Annotated in this window: 15 protein-coding genes; 5 read left to right on the forward strand and 10 right to left on the reverse strand. The window is 38.7% G+C overall.

Going from position 1 to position 16042, the window contains the following annotated elements; genetic code table 11:
- The first annotated feature begins 1 nt into the window (after position 1).
- The 5 genes from R2R28_RS14660 to R2R28_RS14680 are packed head-to-tail and all read left to right on the forward strand — an operon-like array spanning position 2 to position 7161.
- Complete coding sequence (locus R2R28_RS14660) at positions 2-3907, forward strand: hypothetical protein (RefSeq protein WP_316826432.1); 3906 nt, start codon at positions 2-4, stop codon at positions 3905-3907.
- A gap of 5 nt (positions 3908-3912) precedes the next feature.
- Complete coding sequence (locus R2R28_RS14665; RefSeq protein WP_316826433.1) at positions 3913-5193, forward strand: hypothetical protein; 1281 nt, start codon at positions 3913-3915, stop codon at positions 5191-5193.
- A gap of 25 nt (positions 5194-5218) precedes the next feature.
- A complete protein-coding gene (locus tag R2R28_RS14670) occupies positions 5219-5785 on the forward strand; it encodes a TerD family protein (RefSeq protein ID WP_316826434.1) in 567 nt (188 codons plus the stop codon).
- A 1-nt stretch (position 5786) separates the two neighbouring features.
- Positions 5787-6440: a TerD family protein gene (locus R2R28_RS14675; RefSeq protein WP_316826435.1), complete on the forward strand. Its 654-nt coding sequence runs from the start codon at positions 5787-5789 to the stop codon at positions 6438-6440.
- 13 nt (positions 6441-6453) lie between these two features.
- Positions 6454-7161, forward strand: a complete 708-nt coding sequence (locus R2R28_RS14680) for an OmpA family protein (protein WP_316826436.1) — start codon at positions 6454-6456, stop codon at positions 7159-7161.
- A 367-nt stretch (positions 7162-7528) separates the two neighbouring features.
- Here the strand turns inward: R2R28_RS14680 and R2R28_RS14685 are convergent, their stop codons facing one another.
- The 10 genes from R2R28_RS14685 to R2R28_RS14730 all read right to left on the reverse strand — a co-directional run bounded on the left by R2R28_RS14685 (position 7529) and on the right by R2R28_RS14730 (position 16002).
- A complete protein-coding gene (locus R2R28_RS14685) occupies positions 7529-8056 on the reverse strand; it encodes a thermonuclease family protein (protein ID WP_316826437.1) in 528 nt (175 codons plus the stop codon).
- On the reverse strand, positions 8038-8250 hold the full coding sequence (locus R2R28_RS14690) for a hypothetical protein (protein ID WP_316826438.1): 213 nt from the start codon (positions 8248-8250) through the stop codon (positions 8038-8040). The genes R2R28_RS14685 and R2R28_RS14690 overlap by 19 nt, the downstream gene beginning before the upstream one ends.
- A 45-nt stretch (positions 8251-8295) precedes the next feature.
- Positions 8296-9282: a DUF4407 domain-containing protein gene (locus R2R28_RS14695; protein WP_316826439.1), complete on the reverse strand. Its 987-nt coding sequence runs from the start codon at positions 9280-9282 to the stop codon at positions 8296-8298.
- Entirely contained in the window at positions 9283-9855 is a 573-nt protein-coding gene (locus tag R2R28_RS14700; RefSeq protein ID WP_316826440.1) for a hypothetical protein, read from the reverse strand.
- Positions 9856-9859: 4 nt separating this feature from the next.
- On the reverse strand, positions 9860-10192 hold the full coding sequence (locus R2R28_RS14705; protein ID WP_316826441.1) for a hypothetical protein: 333 nt from the start codon (positions 10190-10192) through the stop codon (positions 9860-9862).
- A 310-nt stretch (positions 10193-10502) separates the two neighbouring features.
- Complete coding sequence (locus tag R2R28_RS14710; protein WP_316826442.1) at positions 10503-10820, reverse strand: hypothetical protein; 318 nt, start codon at positions 10818-10820, stop codon at positions 10503-10505.
- Positions 10821-11592: 772 nt separating this feature from the next.
- On the reverse strand, positions 11593-12657 hold the full coding sequence (locus tag R2R28_RS14715; protein ID WP_316826443.1) for a type I restriction endonuclease: 1065 nt from the start codon (positions 12655-12657) through the stop codon (positions 11593-11595).
- 12 nt (positions 12658-12669) lie between these two features.
- Entirely contained in the window at positions 12670-13005 is a 336-nt protein-coding gene (locus R2R28_RS14720) for a YegP family protein (RefSeq protein ID WP_410479182.1), read from the reverse strand.
- A gap of 658 nt (positions 13006-13663) precedes the next feature.
- Complete coding sequence (locus R2R28_RS14725) at positions 13664-14329, reverse strand: response regulator (protein WP_316826445.1); 666 nt, start codon at positions 14327-14329, stop codon at positions 13664-13666.
- An 11-nt stretch (positions 14330-14340) separates the two neighbouring features.
- A complete protein-coding gene (locus R2R28_RS14730; RefSeq protein ID WP_316826446.1) occupies positions 14341-16002 on the reverse strand; it encodes a tetratricopeptide repeat protein in 1662 nt (553 codons plus the stop codon).
- Positions 16003-16042 lie beyond the last annotated feature (40 nt).

Genomic DNA, 16042 nt, shown 5'->3' on the forward strand with positions numbered 1-16042 from the left:
CATGTCTGATAAAAGAATCAAAGCACTGGCGATAAAAGTTCATCCCAAAACAGAACCGAACGGTGTCGAATTTGCCTGGGATAAAATCCCCCAGCTTGAAGTATTTACCAAAAACATCCTGATACCCGAAATTGCTGTCGATCAGGATGGGAATTCTGCTGTTAATATCGGAACAATTGTATCGGGCATACCCTCAGTATTTGCCCGTGCCAATTTGTTTAAAAATGCATTAGATAATATCCTTGATAAAGATGCCGAAACATCAGGTTTGATGTTGTTCTATAAATCGCTGATCAGCGAATGGAAAGGCATGATTAGCTGTATAGCTTTAAACTATAAAGATATTGAAGCAAATAGAGTTCATCTGTCATATTCAGACGGCGGACATTTAAACACTACAATAAATATATACGAGCCTACCGGAGCATTTGGCAATATGCTGTTTGAACGTAAACCTTTATGGTGCGATCAATCATTGGCAAATAATACCGACAGGGTACCTTTTATCGACGTTATTTCATTTAAAGGCCATGTGATCGGCGGAACTTCGCCCGATAGTTTTGTTTTTACTTCGGTATCGTACCAGATTAAAGAAAAGTTCCCGTTTATTAATGTTCAGAATGGGAAATTTATCGATCCCTTACAATCAGAAATCAACCCGCAGGAACTTTTTACCCTGTATGGTTATGCCAAACACATTTTAGAAAACATTGAAAGGTTCAGGTTAAATTATGCCGGTGTAGAGGAACTGATCAGGCCTGAATATGGAAATATTTCTACCTGTATCCAGGCATGGATGAACGATATGGTCAATTATCAGCAGGCAAAGGGATACCCTAAACTCGATAAATCTACCCCGCCCGAAGTTGGTTCCCTGTTCAATTATCCTTTCAGCCTTCTTTTTAATTATTCAACCGAACTATTCGGCTCGGAAGGTATTATCTATAATGAAGCAAAAGAGGGTAGCATCTTATTTGATCCGAAAGATTTATTGCTACCGGATACCACAGAAATTGCACAGATAGATTTTGGCAGGGAAGGAATGGAAACGCGGAATTTTCTAAAATCAAAACCCATACTGCTATTATCGGCCGAAACCAAAGGCCAGTTAAAAAGTTATGCATATTTTACCCTTCCGTTAACGCCATTGGCATTAAATGTTTTTGGTGCCACGCTTGATGCATTGGTGGGCATTTCGGAATCATCAAACGTAAAATCGCGGATTACCGCCATTTACGACCCTGCGGATAAAGATGGCGAACGTTTAATCGTTCAGTTAAAACTTTATACCGAAACCGGCAACGAGATTGTTAAGGAGGTAATTTATAAGGTCACCTCCGAATCCATCAGTGGAAAAGACATTTTAATGTGGCCGAATTTTATTTCCAAACAATGGAACCGTTATTTTCTATATTCAGAAATCCCACATAACGATGCAAAATTTCAGGCTACGCCATTTATCGGCAATGTAGACGACGATTTTTTCAGGATAGCTTTAGATGAAAAGGGCATTCCTTTATACCTGGCCAATAACGGAAAGGCAGCGGTAATCTCCGAAAAATATGGCAACATTAAAGCGCAGTTGCATATCGCATCCAATAATGCGGTGGCCGACAATAAATATAAATACGAGATCTACGAAAGCAATAAACCTTTTAAAGGCGTAAAGTTTGCACATGCCGGGCTTGATTGCGGCTTCGGGATCATCCGTTATGATGGTTCGGGCAATACACAAGCCTTGCCTATAAACATGTTAAATGCACCAAGGGCTTTATCTCCAGCCTTTTTGGGTGTCGACTTTGGCAGTACCAATTCTTCTATCGCTTATTTTTCCGATCAACGGAACGAGGTTTGCGAAAATTTAAAACTGACCAACAAAAGGGTATCACTCCTGGCTAGCGATAGCAAAAACAACGATGAAAGGCCAGCTGTGGAAGATGAGATTTTCTTTTTTCAGAACGACGAAATCTTAACCAATTCCATTAAATCGGTGTTAACCATCCACGATTCGAGAAGGGTGGTAAACGATGGCAATATCCAGGTTAATTCATTAATGGCCCAGGCTGTAAAAGGTGGTTTTCCATGTTTCGAAAAAAACCTACCGATCGAAAATGCAGAAAACAACCGCTACATTTTGGGTTATAACCGGATTGGCAGGGCCGAGCTGGTGTACAACATGAAATGGTCTACCCAACAAATTGATAAAAGTTATAAAACGGCTTATTTAAGCACCCTGCTCCTTCATGTATATGCACAGTTATTTATCGAAGGGCATGAGCCGCATACCTTAAAATGGTCGTATCCATCATCAATGGGCAAAGAACTACTGAGCGAATACAGGGCCATTTGGGATTCGCTTAAAGAAATATCGCCGATTGAAAGTAGTGTAAAATTAAAAACCTACCCTCCTTCCGATCTTTCGGATATAGGCGATACATCGGGCGGCAGTAGCTGGGGTGCTCCGGTGGCTACCCCTGGCTGGGGTACTCAGGTTTCAGCTCCCGCGGCCACAACATCGGCCTGGGGCTCAACGGAAACCGGAAATACCGGATGGGGCGAACAACCTAAAACAAATGCCGCTGAAGGATGGGGCAGTGAAACCAAAAAATCGGTTACAGTAGTTGATATCAAAACCGAAACAGGCCCGGTACGGTTCGATTTCAAAAAGTTAAGCAATGAAGAATCCTTATCCGAAGCCTGCGCCGTGGCCAATTACCTCGTACGCCCCAATGGCGGTTACGCCATTAACCCGGGAGAATTGGTGTTATGTTTCGATATCGGTGGAAGCACAACGGATATTACGGCACTGAGCCAAATGGGAGAAGGGAAGGCAATGATTAAACAGAATTCCATCCGTTTTGCTGCCGAACGTGTGGCCCAAGCCACCAAATTTTCGCCCAACTTTAAAAACGTGCTGCTGAGGATCTGCGAAAAGAAAAAAATATCTATCCAGGGTTTAAATTCAGGCACACCTAAATATAACGAAAATACCGCCCCATATTATTTCGAGCAGGTTGTTGACCGGTTAGAAGCGTCGGATTTTGAAACATTTTACCTGTTAATTGCTGCCGAATGTAAGGAAATGATGAGCGTTAATCTTTATGTTACCGGCCTGATTATGTTTTATGCCGGTCAGATTGCCTATAAACTAAGGAACGAAATTGTAAGATCGGAAGATGCACCACCGGCTGTTAAAGCGATCGCCCCAAAAATAAAAATTGCTTTTGCAGGCAAAGGGGCCAGGATATTCGACTGGTTTACGGCGGTAAATCCTGCCGCAGCCGATGATTATTATACCCAGATGTTCATCAGGGGAATGGGCGGAGAGGCTGTTGCCAAACAAACCATTAATCCGGTATCGGCAAGCCCATTAAAAATAATCGATATCAATTCGCAGCGCGGAACCGATAATGCAGATGTTAAATACGAAGTATCGAAAGGGCTGGCCATTCCAACCAACATCACCAGCATTTTGGTACCTACCAATAAACAGGCCATTGAAATATTAGGCGAAGATAATTTCTGTGTGGTTACGCCAAACGGGGAATTTAAATACCTCGAGTCGACTAATTCTATTACGCCGGAAATGCTGGAACATATCGGCAACCATTTTATCTGTTTGCCGCAGGAAGGCAAACCGCACTGCCCAAGGTTTATGGATTTTGCCGATCTCTTTTATAAAGTTTCGTCTGGCATGTTTGGTTTAAAAATGAATGCGACAGATTTTATGGCCGGTTTCCAGGATATGAACATTGAGAACTACATCAAAGGCGAACCCGACTTTATTAAAGCACAAAAGCGGAAACACGAGGAACAGAAAGAGTTTGATTATGTGGCCCCGATCATTATTCTGGAAGGGATGAAATTCTTCGAAAAACACCTGCTTAAGGGCATTCAAAAACAATAATTGCGATGAAATTTTGTGTATTGGCAAAAATATCGAAGCGTACGGTTACTTTCTGGTATCAATCAGAAAGTAACCCCTATGCGCCATTAACAATGAGGGAATCGAATGAAATTCCCTTATACTTTTATGTAAATGGCAACGATTTTATTTTTGGTGCCGCAGCGAGGGATCGATTCTATAAAAACGATCCGCATGCCTATGGCAATTATTTTGAAATTGTAAAAGACCCGGGCAAACATTTCAGCATTTACGGCAATAAAAAACCGGTTAAGCAGCTTTTTTATTATGGTATAGAACAGTACCTATCCCATTTTTTAAATACGGTATTATACAAGGCAGATTCTATCGAATCGTATAGACAGCAGTTCCCTTTGCGCTTTTTATTTGATGATGATATTGAAGACAATGAAAAATCGCTGATCGAAAACCTGTTTCAGGAGGCCGGCTATTTTAATTTAGACCGTATAGCATACAATCATGCGCTTTTTAATATACTGGGCCAAAAACAGCTATTGCCAAGTAACAGGGCAATATTGTTAATGAATGGTATTGACGATGTGCTTTATTTAAAACTATATCGAAACATCAAAGCCGAAACGCTTGGTTCGACTAAACTGGCAGGTCAGGGTGCCGACCCGAGGGTAAAAATCCTGGCCGATATGATTGTAGAATACATTACCGTGCAAAACTCTTACCTGTCGATCAATAAAGATACAGAGATTGCTTTTCTGCTCTCTTTTTGTGCAGGTTTACTTCAAAATATCAGTCCCATTATTAATGGTGAGGCTGAACTATCTGACGGAAACCGGTATTGGTTTAATGTAAGAGCGCGAAATTTGAACGACAGGCTTCAATATTATGCCAATGACGGGATGATTTTCACGGCAATAGACGACCTGTTAAAAGCAAACAGTTTACTGGCAGATGATGTGATGATCTTACTTGGATCTGAAGAAATCAATACGGCCTATTTTTCTGAAAAATTGCTTAAAAAGTACCATCATGTGGTCGCATTACAACCGATTGATGTTAAAGATACCATGCATTCGGTTTTCATGGCCATTGCGAGTGCCAGTTACAGTGTTAAAATAAAAGCGCCCACTACACCACCGGTAATGGCCCGGCCGCCCCTCCCAACACCAAAGCTACCGCCGCCATTGCCGCCGAAAAAGGAAAGCAGCGCTCCTAAACCTGTAAATATACCCAGGTTACCCGAAATAAAAGTTACACCAAACACTAAAAACAATGCGGTAAAACCACCGCCCTTGCCTCCTAAAAAAGGTTAGGCATATCAATCAAAAATATCACAAAATGGCTATACAAATAGAAAAAAGAAAACCTGTATCCCTAACCAGGGAAGAACCCGGCTTAAACCATATCATTGCCGGTTTAGGCTGGGATCCGGCACTTGTAAACGGACATTCCGTAGATCTCGACCTTTCGCTGTTTATGCTGGGCGAAAACGGTAAACTCATCGCTGATGAATACTTTGTTTTTTATAACAATGATACCAGTCCGGATGGCTCAAGCCACTACCCTGGCGATAGCAGGGGTGGCGAAGGTGATGGCGATGATGAAGTAATCCATATCGATTTATCCAAAATAGATCCAAGGGTTGAGTTCCTGTATTTTACCGTAACCATCGATCAAAGCGAAGAAAGGGGCCATCATTTTGGTCACGTTCAAAACGCTTACATCAATATCAGGAACCATGCAGATAAATCTGTGCTGTGCCAATATATGCTTCAGGAAGAATTTACGAACGAAGATTCCCTCATGATTGCTTCCATCTCCAGAAATGGTGGCGAATGGAGTGTAGAAGCGCTTGGCCAGGCCTTTTCTGGTGGCCTTAATACATTAATAGAATTATATCAATAAGATGAGCAGTTTTAACTTAAACAAGGGAGACCGGTTCTCCCTTTCAAAGGCAGCGCCTGGATTAACCATTGTAAAAATAGGAATGGGCTGGGATCCTAACGACGAGCCCGGCGGGCCGGAATTTGACCTCGATGTTTCGGCATTTTCAATAGGCAGCGATTTCAAAATCCCTTCTGATTCTTACTTCACCTTTTACGGACAGATCCGGATGGGAAATAAAATTGAAGATAAGATAGAAAAAGGCCTTTTTAGGCCATTTACTGAGGATGGGGCTATTACCGGTGCGATAGATGATCCGGATGGAAGCAGAAGTGATGGCGACGACGATGAAGATATGTTTATCGATTTATCGAAGGTAAGCCAGAAAATTGAGCAGATTATCATTTGCTGTACGATTTGTAAATACCCTAACGACAATAAAAAAGACAGAAGAACATTAGACCTCAACTTTGGAAAAGTAAACGACTGTTACATCAGGATTGTTGACGAAAGTAATGGTTCGGAGATCCTCCGTTACGACCTGAAAGACCAATATACCAATGAAGATGCCGTAGAATTTGGGCGTTTGTTCCGTGCCGGCGATAGCTGGGAATTTGAGGCTATGGGCAGGGCACACACCGGCAGTTTGCAAACTTTAGTGGAGATGTACACCTAAGCAATATAAAATTATGGCATTTGATTTAAATAAAAACGATGGTTCTAAAAAGGAACCATCCAAATTCGATCTTTCCAAGGCAGAGATTGAAAACCCGACTCCAAAATCACGGACCTGGTTCATTGGCCTGTTTGGAATATTAGTTGTTGGTGGGGTTATCTGGTATTATTCATCGGGCAAAACAGATCCTGCAGCAAAAACATCTACACCAACCGTTTCTTCCAATCCCGCTTCGGTTGTTGTACCTGTAACGCCAAAAGAAAAAGTTAGCGATATGGATACCACTGCTGCAGCGCAGGTAAAATCACCGGCGATTAAAGAAGATTCGATCAGAAAAGACAATCTGGATGCAGCCCCTGCCCAATTACCAACAAAAGCGCTTAAAGCTTTAAACCATACTGTACCGGTAACATTTGTTCAGGGTTCATCATCTTTTGCCAGTACCAACAGCGCTTTAATCAAACGCATTGTGGCTTATTTGATCAAAAACCCTGCGGCATCCGTTCATATTGATGGTTATGCCAGCAGCGATGGTCCGATAGCCGTAAATCAGCAAATATCGCAGGCAAGGGCTGATGCCTTCAAAAATCATTTAACAGGATTAAATATCGAAGCAAACCGGATAATTGCCACAGGCAAAGGCATTGAAAATCCGGTTGCCTCTAATAATACTGCTAGTGGAAGAAAAAAGAACAGACGTGTTGAAATTACATTGCTATAAATTAACTATTAAACAAACACCTGTGGCAAAAAGAAGAACCAGGAAAACAAAACAAAGAGGTTTTAAGGAAATTTTAATCTTATTGGGGGTGCTCTTTAGCAGCATCCTCTTTATCATCAAAATAATTTTCGGGCGCATTGGCTGGTTAGAAGTTTTTGCCCCAATTGTAATCGTATTTTGCACCCTTTTTCTCCTGTCGGCGTTAAAAACTGCGCTGAGAAAAGTATAAAAATGAGGTTGTGCCATAATGTGGATGACAGGGGACTTAGAGAATCGATAAGCTACGAAAAATCGTCATTTCGCCTGAAGCAGAGCGGAATGGCGAAATTTATCTCAAGATGTCCAACTTTGCTAATAGCCTGAATATTTACTTACTAAGCAGTTGTTTTTGTGGCTTGCGCCATTCCCACGGAGCAATAGCTGTCATATCTTGCCATAAACCTATTTTATTTTTCCTTGCGTTTATCTCCAATTGCGCATATAACGGATCGCTGGAATATTTTTTAAAATGCCAGGCCATGCCGAGTTTAATCATTTCCTGATTAATTACCTGTTTTTTATCGTTAATCACTACAGCAATCAATCTTTTATAGCGGTCGTATTTTTGGCCCTGCACCGTTACCATCTGTCCGAAACACAGATTGGAAAGAGCTTGTTTGGCTTCGGTACCAAAAGGCTGGTGGCCACGTTTCTCGGGGCAATCGATATGTGCCAAACGGATTTTAAGGGGATGTTCCTGATACAATACTTCCATGGTATCGCCATCTAATATGCGGATGACTTTGGCCGTAAAAACCAGGTTGCTGTAATTTAAGGGTTTCCCTTCTCCGGGCTGGATAATACAGGCCTGCAGTGTTAATAATAATACGAGTAATCCTACTTTTCCCAGCCGCATAGTGTTTTTCCGTCTTTTTTAGCTTTTTCTATATCTATTTTTACAATCTTATACGTACAGTTACTCAAACCCTTACAACTAGAAGAATTGTGGTACCTTTTAGCATTCGGACTGTTGCAAATGTACACCGTTGTGCTTTCTTTGCAGGTGATGTTGGTTAAAAAGAAGAGGATGAGTAAGGAGAGTGTTTTCATTATCTCAGAATAGTTTATTATTACTTGTGAATTATAAGTAGCGCATTATAATAATTCAATTTTTCTTAAATGTATATCCATTTGTTTCTGAATTGTTTTATCATAATCAGATTCTGATTCGTTTGATTTAGCAATTAAAATAAGTAACTCTAATAATAAAAAAAACATGAGCCAGATAATATATACAGTTGCTGCAATGGTAGATTTTTGTAAAATGCTAAACATAATTCCAAGTTCATCCAAAAAACCAATTTTACTGCCTACTTCTTTTTCCAATAAAGCCTTGAGACTTAGCAGTACATTTTCTTTAGCTATTTTCTGATCATTAAGTAATTTTAATTGGTTGTCGATAGGCTGAAGTTGATCTACTTTAGGGTTAGGGATAGTTTTGACAAATTTTGTAACAGTTCTCGTTAATGTAGTACTTGTAATTAGTCGGTTAGCGCTGTCCAATGATGTTTTTGTCACAGGTGTATTGCCTGATGTTGTTTCTACTATTTGCTTGGTCGGATTTTTGTTAATATCATCTAAAAGTTCCCTTCGTTCATTCTCTTTCTTTTGCACAGCGCTATTTAAATCTGCAATTTGATCCGATATTTGTTTTGTTCTACCAGGCATTAATGAATTAACCTGATCTTGATTACTTGCCATTTTTGTTTTATCTATATCATCCTTGAAAATAATCTGGTCTACAATTAATGAACCTATTATCGACATCAATACAGCTAATCCTATGCGAGTAATTTTTAGCCCTCTGTTAGTTTTTCCACTAAGCAAAATCTGTCTCTCAATTTGAACAATTATGAATACAGATATAAGAGCGCCTAAAATACTCCCAAAAACGCCTATTTTCATATATGTATTGCAAAAGCAAAAGCCTACAAATGCCCAAATAGTTGTGACAATTAATAAGGCAGCTGTATATTTTTTAACTTTTTGAGTGGATACTTCACTACAATTTGAGAGGATATAGAAATTATATCCAGTTAAAAAGCAACAGAATTTAAGCCACCAAATTTGAAATCTTTTCATTTAAAACCGCTTTAATATTGAATGATGAGAGATTGCCGATAGACCGTTCATAAAACCTCTTGTGTAACTAATTATTATCCCTTTACTATCTCCGATATTATTTATATGCTCTGTTTCAATTTCTAAAACTTTTTTCATATGACTTTCTGCTATGTTTTTCTTCATCTTTAGTTCATCGACCACATCTACCATTCCACTCCTTGCTCGACTATCGATATGAAAATCAATCTCTTTAATAAAGTCTTCATAGAAAGTTTTTACTCTCCTTATTGTACGTTCCAATTGATTTTTTAATGAATCTATATTCTGTTCCATATGTTTTGTATCAGGATTCATCAATGCATCATCATAGCCTTTGGTTTCATGATTTTTATCCAAGAAATCAAATAATAACTCTATGCTATGATCAACCTTTTTAGCGGCCACATCATCATTTTTCAATGCCAGATCTTTTTCATTTTCTATAAATATATTTTCTGGGATATCAATAGGGTTTATCCTGTTAATTTCTTCGTTAGTTGAAGATGGATTTAAAGGCAGAATTTCTGCTTTTCTTTTAAAAAAGTTAAACATATTTTTAAAGATAAATTATAGGAACTTTGAATTTTGAGTGGCCACGCTGATGGCAAGAATTACATAATGTGATTAACAATTTTTCTGAATAGTCCCAAGGAACTTTAAATTTCTTCACTTCAATTAAATAATGATATTGACGATGATGTACCTCTAACTTTTCGTCAAATCCACAGATCACACATTTATTAAGATCTCTTGCTAAAATCATCGCTCGTTTTTCTTTCCACCTATTGTCAAATAATAATGCACCATAAGAGCCATGCTTCTTTATATTTTCCTTCCCAACATTTGAGGATTGGTCTTCTGTATTAATAAATCTTCGATAAACTTCCATAATTGAGCTTTGTAGCAATCAAAATTATATAGAATAAAAGCACAAACCTTACGGGAAACCGTAACGCAAAAAACTATTTTCATGATGCCTGCAATCTAAACTGACATTAAAAACACTAAATATCAAACAGTTAAACAACACTTAAATCATCGTGAACAGTAAAAGAAGTATGACTATATTTTCTTAGCAGATTTCTCCACTACGGTCGAAATGACGACCTCACGAAACCTATCGTTTAAGATTGCTTCCCCGAAAACCGGGGCAAGCTGCCGGCTTAAAAAGCATCCTCAAAATGACGAATAATCACAAATTATTCCTTCGGCTTAATATAATCTTCTGATTTTTCTTTCTTCCACCAACTGTTATCGAGGCGTTTAATAGACATAAATGTTCGGGTAATGCCGGGTTTCATGGTAGCCGTATCGAGGTGCCTGGGCCATACGTGGATAATGGTATCTTTCCCGATGCATACCCACCAGAATGTTTTTCCGTAACGTTTGGTGGTATAAACTTCGCTGATGGTTCCGTTAATTACTTTGGTGTTAAAACCAGGTTCCATTAACTGGTAGGTTAAAATTTTCTGTGCACGGGCGGTGGCTATCGCGAAGGTGAGTAATAACAGTATCATCAGGTTTTTCATAGCGCTAAGGTATTCAGGCTAAAAACGGATTCTTTACGGCTAACCTTAGGGTAATCCTTCAACTTTATCCGATAGCTATCGGATCAGGATGATAAATCGCTTTTTTAACCATAGAGATCCACTGAGGTAAGACACGGAGAACACAGCGGGTTGCAGGCTTAAATGATCTTATTCCTTACATGGTTGACTAATAGCAGAGATTGTTTTGCGCATTAATACGTTAAAGAAAATATAAGCTTAGGTGGCTTACCGCCTTGTTTTTTACCACCTAAGATACCTTAGCTCACCTTAGCGTAAGCAATTTCATTCGATGTTAATAAGCTAGATGTTCTCAGGCGACTTAGGTGGTTTACAATAAAGATAGGAGTAAACCTAAGTGGTGACAATTTTCGCAAAACTATCCTTCGACTCCGTTACCATTAACAGATTTAGAAAGGTCGTTATTGCGAGGTACGAAGCTAACCGAACGAAGTGAGCTCATGAATGCCATTAAAAACAACTGCAAAAATGAATAATCTTAATGTGCACGCTAGTAGCGATCGTTGTAAGATTGTTTCCCCTCAAATCGGGGCAGGCTGTCGGCTGAAAAAGCCTTCTCGCAATGACGACCCCTATAAGCCTGTTAATTTTTATCCAATAAATTATCTTTCAGGATGATAAATCGCTGAGCGTTTGCCTGTTTAAAATGAGAGGTTGCCCTGTTTGCTCCCAAACAAACCATCAGGCAACCCCTACATTTTTGATTGATGAGAGCGGATAATTAATAATTTTCTAAGGTTTGGTGTAACTGGTTTCTGTAATTGTAAAGCTCATCGAGGTTAAACAACTGCTTTTTCTCACCCGCGTCCTTTCCGTTCTGGAAAGTTTCGAGGTATTTATTGGCGGTATTAAAATGGAACCTGCAGATGGGTTTCCGGTTATTGTCATCAAGCAATACCCCAAAATACGATTGCGTATCGCGGGCGGAAATGCGTGCAGCAGGAATCTTTTCGCGTAAAATGGCCTTTACAATCTGAAAAGCTTCCAACTCTTCTTCAGTGGTTACAATTTTGGAATCATCTGGAATTTCGGTAACCGGTAGTGTTTTATCTTCCTCCTTTTTCTCAATTTTTTCGTTGATATTCAGGGCTGATTTTAAACGATCGCTGATTGATTCATTTATGGAAATGGTCAGGGCTTTTTTAGCGTATTCTTTAAAGGCAATCATCCGGTTTGCGGTGAGTGGTTTATCGAAAAACCGGTTCACCAATAACTTCACCATTTCATCAGAAGGAGTATCGATTTCCTTTTCAAATTCCTTTCTAATGGCTTTAATGTATTTTAAACCTTCGGCCGAATCGAGAATGGTTTCTAAGTTATATTCATTTTTGGTAAAACTTTCGAGAATTTTTATCGCATTATCCTTCAGGTCTTCAATATCAATGGTGAGGAAAGGTTTCTCATCCATAATATTCGGCTTTTCCAGGTCGGCGTAAAAGTTGTAAACCGTACCATTGGTTAATACGCCAAAGCGGGCTTTAGAAACATGGTAATATCGGTGCAATTGCGAATTATGGGCATCGGCACTTTCTTTCCAGTGTTTACATTCGAAAATGAGGATGGGCTCGTTATTTTTACGGATCACGTAATCAACTTTCTCTCCCTTTTTTGTGCCGATATCGCAAATGTGTTCAGGTATTACCTCCGTTGGGTTAAAAATATCATACCCTAGAATTTGAATAAAAGGCATTACAAATGCATTTTTGGTAGCCTCTTCGGTATTGATCTGGTCTTTTAATCCGACCACACGCTGGTGAAGCTGCTCTAATTTTAATTTAAGATCCATAACCTGCTGCATTTAAATGGTTTCATCTACTACTGGTGCAGCGGGTGCATTTAATTTTACCGATTCGATACCATTATCGCATGTATCTTCAGTATTATACATTTGGCTTGTGCCAATAATTTCGCCATTGCCAGCCTTTAAATTGAAATAAAATGATCCGTTTTTGGCCGTTTTTCTATCGTACCTGGCATCAGTTGATGCGTTGTTTTTAACCGATTCGATTCCTTTAATGCAAGATGCCTTTGTGGTGTAACCTTCGCTGGTGAGGATCACCTTTCCGTTTGATGCTTCGAGGTTAAACTGGTATTCGCCGTTGGTTCTTTTAGTAATGATAAATTTTCCCATAATTAAGTTTTAGCTGCTCAAAAGTATGAGGGCAATTTGGTTGATCTTTACGGGAAACCGTAGGTTGGTTTAATAGTTCACTGGTCATTAGTTTAATTGTTTGATAGTCTATAGCAGTTTTCGTCATTGCGAGGGAGGTATGACGAAAACTGCTAGCGACCCTTACTAGAAATATTCTTCCCGGCCAATAAACTGCATTAAAACCTTCTATTCATATTTGATTTTTATACCATAAATTACCCCTATCAATGCCAGATTCTAAAGAATGGTCGTCATTCTCGAGCAGGGAACCACGAAGTGCTCAGCGAAGCTAATCTTAATGCAGCTTACAACCCCTACCAAGGCATTACGATTGCCAGTCGGGCTGGCAATGACGATTCTACGCGCTGTCATTAAACCTCCAATGTATTTGAAAAATGCTAACCTCTACCATTGTCGGACATAAAAACACTCGTCATTGCGAGGAACGAAGCAATCTTACAACGATCGCTAAGTATTAAAACTATATTAATGCTTTTTTGTCCACCCATTGTAGTAAGATTGCTTCGTGCCTCGCAATGACGATTTTTGGCAGATTTATCAGCTCCGCGCTCAATGACAGATTCTAAAGAATGGCCGAGGTCAATCGACTCATGACTATGGACTGAAGACTTAGGACTAATCAAATAATCCCTACATCTTTACAATAAGCGATCAGTTGTTCATTTTTGGAGAAGCCAAGCACTTCTTTCATCAAATTAAGGCGTTTTTCGACGCTGCTGAGGCCAGATGGTTTAATATTGTTTTCCTGCAGGTAATGAGGAATATTTTTTTGGGGTGTTCCATCAACCAGTTGAGAAATGATGGCGATATCCAGTTCTGTAAAGTCGTGCGAGTTATTTTCTTTCCTTGCCAGTTTTACATCCGGAGAAAGGTATTTTTTATGATGATAAATAGCGGTTAAAGCCTGTTTGAGGTGATGGGCATCATTGCGTGCCTTACATACATAAGCATCAATCCCCATTTCTTTAAATAACATGTCGATAATTGCAGGTTTATTCTCTGCGGAAAATACCAGGATTTTTAAATTGGGTTGTACTTGTTTTACAGCTTGTATAAGTTCTGTACCGCCAGCTATTTTTTGTTTATTATGGTCATCTATAAAAGTGAGGTCGGTAACCAGCAGATCATAAGGTTGTTCTGCCCTAATGGCGTTATTAATCCATGCAAGTGCATCATCACAATAATATACGTATTCAGGATTTTCAAAACCCAGATCAGTTAATGTTTTCTGCATCGAAATATTGGCCATTAAATGATCTTCGGCAATAAGTATTCTTTTAAACATATCTATATTAATTAGGAAACCGGAAAGAGGATCTTAATTTTTAGCCCCTTTTCTACATTAGTATCAAAGGTAAGTGTACCATTTATTGCTTTAATACGGTTTCCCGTATTGGTAAGGCCATTTTTAGCCTGTGGTTTACCTGAAATGCCGATTCCGTTATCTGTATAATAAATGTTTATTTTTTCGTCTGCATGCTCAAACCTGATCACCACATCATTTGCCTGGCTATGTTTGCTCATATTTACCATCAGTTCCTGAAGAATATGCTCTATTTCCTCCTTCGCCTGATCAGATGCTTTTTCCCATAATGGGGCTGAATTACCTACAAGGATTACTTTTGTGCCTTCGGAAGCGAATGACCTTAACAGATTCGCTATTTTTTCGTTAAATGGCAGATTTTTAGTTTTTGGTTTTTCGTACGAAATATCACGCGATTGCTCATAAAGTTCTTCTATTTCGTTAATGATGGGATCATCTTTTAAGGTTTCCTGATGATCAAGTTTACTCATGATCCTGTATAAGCCGTTAGCAACTACATCATGCACTTTTTGCGAGGTGATTAACTTATTTTCGCGGATAGAATTTTGAGCTTCGAGTTCTAATCTTTGTTTTCTTTTTTTATACCAAAGGGTACCAGCAATAATGAGTAAAAGAATACCGATAATGAGTATGATGATCTGGTATCTTTTACCGTCATTATCTTTTTGTAGAACAAGGTTATCGGCTTTACTTTTCTCTGTATCGTAACGGATTAGTGCAAACTGGTTTTTAGCCGCACTGCGTGCAGTTTGTAGACTATCGTTTAATTTTTGATAGGTAGCAAAGAATTGCTTAATGTTTCTAGCAGGACTTAATTTAATTAGCTTTTGCAAAGCTTCTAATTGATCATCAGGACTTTCCAGTTTTTGCGCTATCTGGTACATTTTATTTGCGTACAAAAGTGCTGAGTCTGGTTTGATTTTAAAATAATAATCGGCAAGATGAGAATAACTTGAATTTAACCCCCAAATATCATTTTCTTTTTCTCTAATCTGGAGCGCCTTTAATAATTCCGGTATAGCATTATATTTTTCATTTTGTTCCCATTTTGCCGATGCCATATTAGTTAAGGTCATTGCATAATTTTGAGGGCTAATGATTTTTTGTTGTAAAATCTCCTGATAAACGGCTAGCGATCTTGAATATTTTTTTTGATTATTATATGCGTTCGCAATATTGTTTTTTGTTATTAAAGTAGAAGCGCTATCCTGGGCATATTTTAAAGATTGATTATAATATTTAATGGCTTGCTCATAATTTTTCAGTTGAAAGGATGCCAATGCAAGTTCATGCAGATTAGACTCTAAATATCTAAATTGCTCTTTTTTATTTACATTGAAATAAGTTAATGCTTCCAGTGAGCATTCCTGGCCGCCGAAATAATCTCCTTTATCAATGGAAATCAAGGCCATGTTTACCAGGCACTTTGCAATTCCTAAACTATCTTTTTGTTGCAAAAATAGCTCTTTAGCTTTGTTGAAATATATAAAAGCACTATCAGGAACTTTCTTTTCTCTGAATTCAAAGGCTTGATCATAATAAAGATTAACCGCTTCGCTTTTTTTTTCTTCCTTATCTTGTGAGCAAGAAAAGAGCAGTAATAGTGAGAAGAGCGTAAAATAGAAGTATTTCAATTTTATTTGGTTTTTATTCTAAATTATAAAAATAATCATA

Source organism: Pedobacter miscanthi (genome assembly GCF_032678605.1).
Taxonomy (GTDB): domain Bacteria; phylum Bacteroidota; class Bacteroidia; order Sphingobacteriales; family Sphingobacteriaceae; genus Pedobacter; species Pedobacter miscanthi_A.

Excerpts from the sequence above, each read along its gene's own strand:
- R2R28_RS14710 (WP_316826442.1), bottom strand. The coding sequence starts at position 10,820 with ATGATACTGTTATTACTCACCTTCGCGATAGCCACCGCCCGTGCACAG.
- R2R28_RS14680 (WP_316826436.1), top strand. The coding sequence starts at position 6,454 with ATGGCATTTGATTTAAATAAAAACGATGGTTCTAAAAAGGAACCATCC.
- R2R28_RS14660 (WP_316826432.1), top strand. The coding sequence starts at position 2 with ATGTCTGATAAAAGAATCAAAGCACTGGCGATAAAAGTTCATCCCAAA.
- R2R28_RS14690 (WP_316826438.1), bottom strand. The coding sequence starts at position 8,250 with ATGAAAACACTCTCCTTACTCATCCTCTTCTTTTTAACCAACATCACC.
- R2R28_RS14670 (WP_316826434.1), top strand. The coding sequence starts at position 5,219 with ATGGCTATACAAATAGAAAAAAGAAAACCTGTATCCCTAACCAGGGAA.
- R2R28_RS14665 (WP_316826433.1), top strand. The coding sequence starts at position 3,913 with ATGAAATTTTGTGTATTGGCAAAAATATCGAAGCGTACGGTTACTTTC.
- R2R28_RS14715 (WP_316826443.1), bottom strand. The coding sequence starts at position 12,657 with ATGGATCTTAAATTAAAATTAGAGCAGCTTCACCAGCGTGTGGTCGGA.
- R2R28_RS14705 (WP_316826441.1), bottom strand. The coding sequence starts at position 10,192 with ATGGAAGTTTATCGAAGATTTATTAATACAGAAGACCAATCCTCAAAT.
- R2R28_RS14695 (WP_316826439.1), bottom strand. The coding sequence starts at position 9,282 with ATGAAAAGATTTCAAATTTGGTGGCTTAAATTCTGTTGCTTTTTAACT.
- R2R28_RS14675 (WP_316826435.1), top strand. The coding sequence starts at position 5,787 with ATGAGCAGTTTTAACTTAAACAAGGGAGACCGGTTCTCCCTTTCAAAG.
- R2R28_RS14685 (WP_316826437.1), bottom strand. The coding sequence starts at position 8,056 with ATGCGGCTGGGAAAAGTAGGATTACTCGTATTATTATTAACACTGCAG.
- R2R28_RS14700 (WP_316826440.1), bottom strand. The coding sequence starts at position 9,855 with ATGTTTAACTTTTTTAAAAGAAAAGCAGAAATTCTGCCTTTAAATCCA.
- R2R28_RS14725 (WP_316826445.1), bottom strand. The coding sequence starts at position 14,329 with ATGTTTAAAAGAATACTTATTGCCGAAGATCATTTAATGGCCAATATT.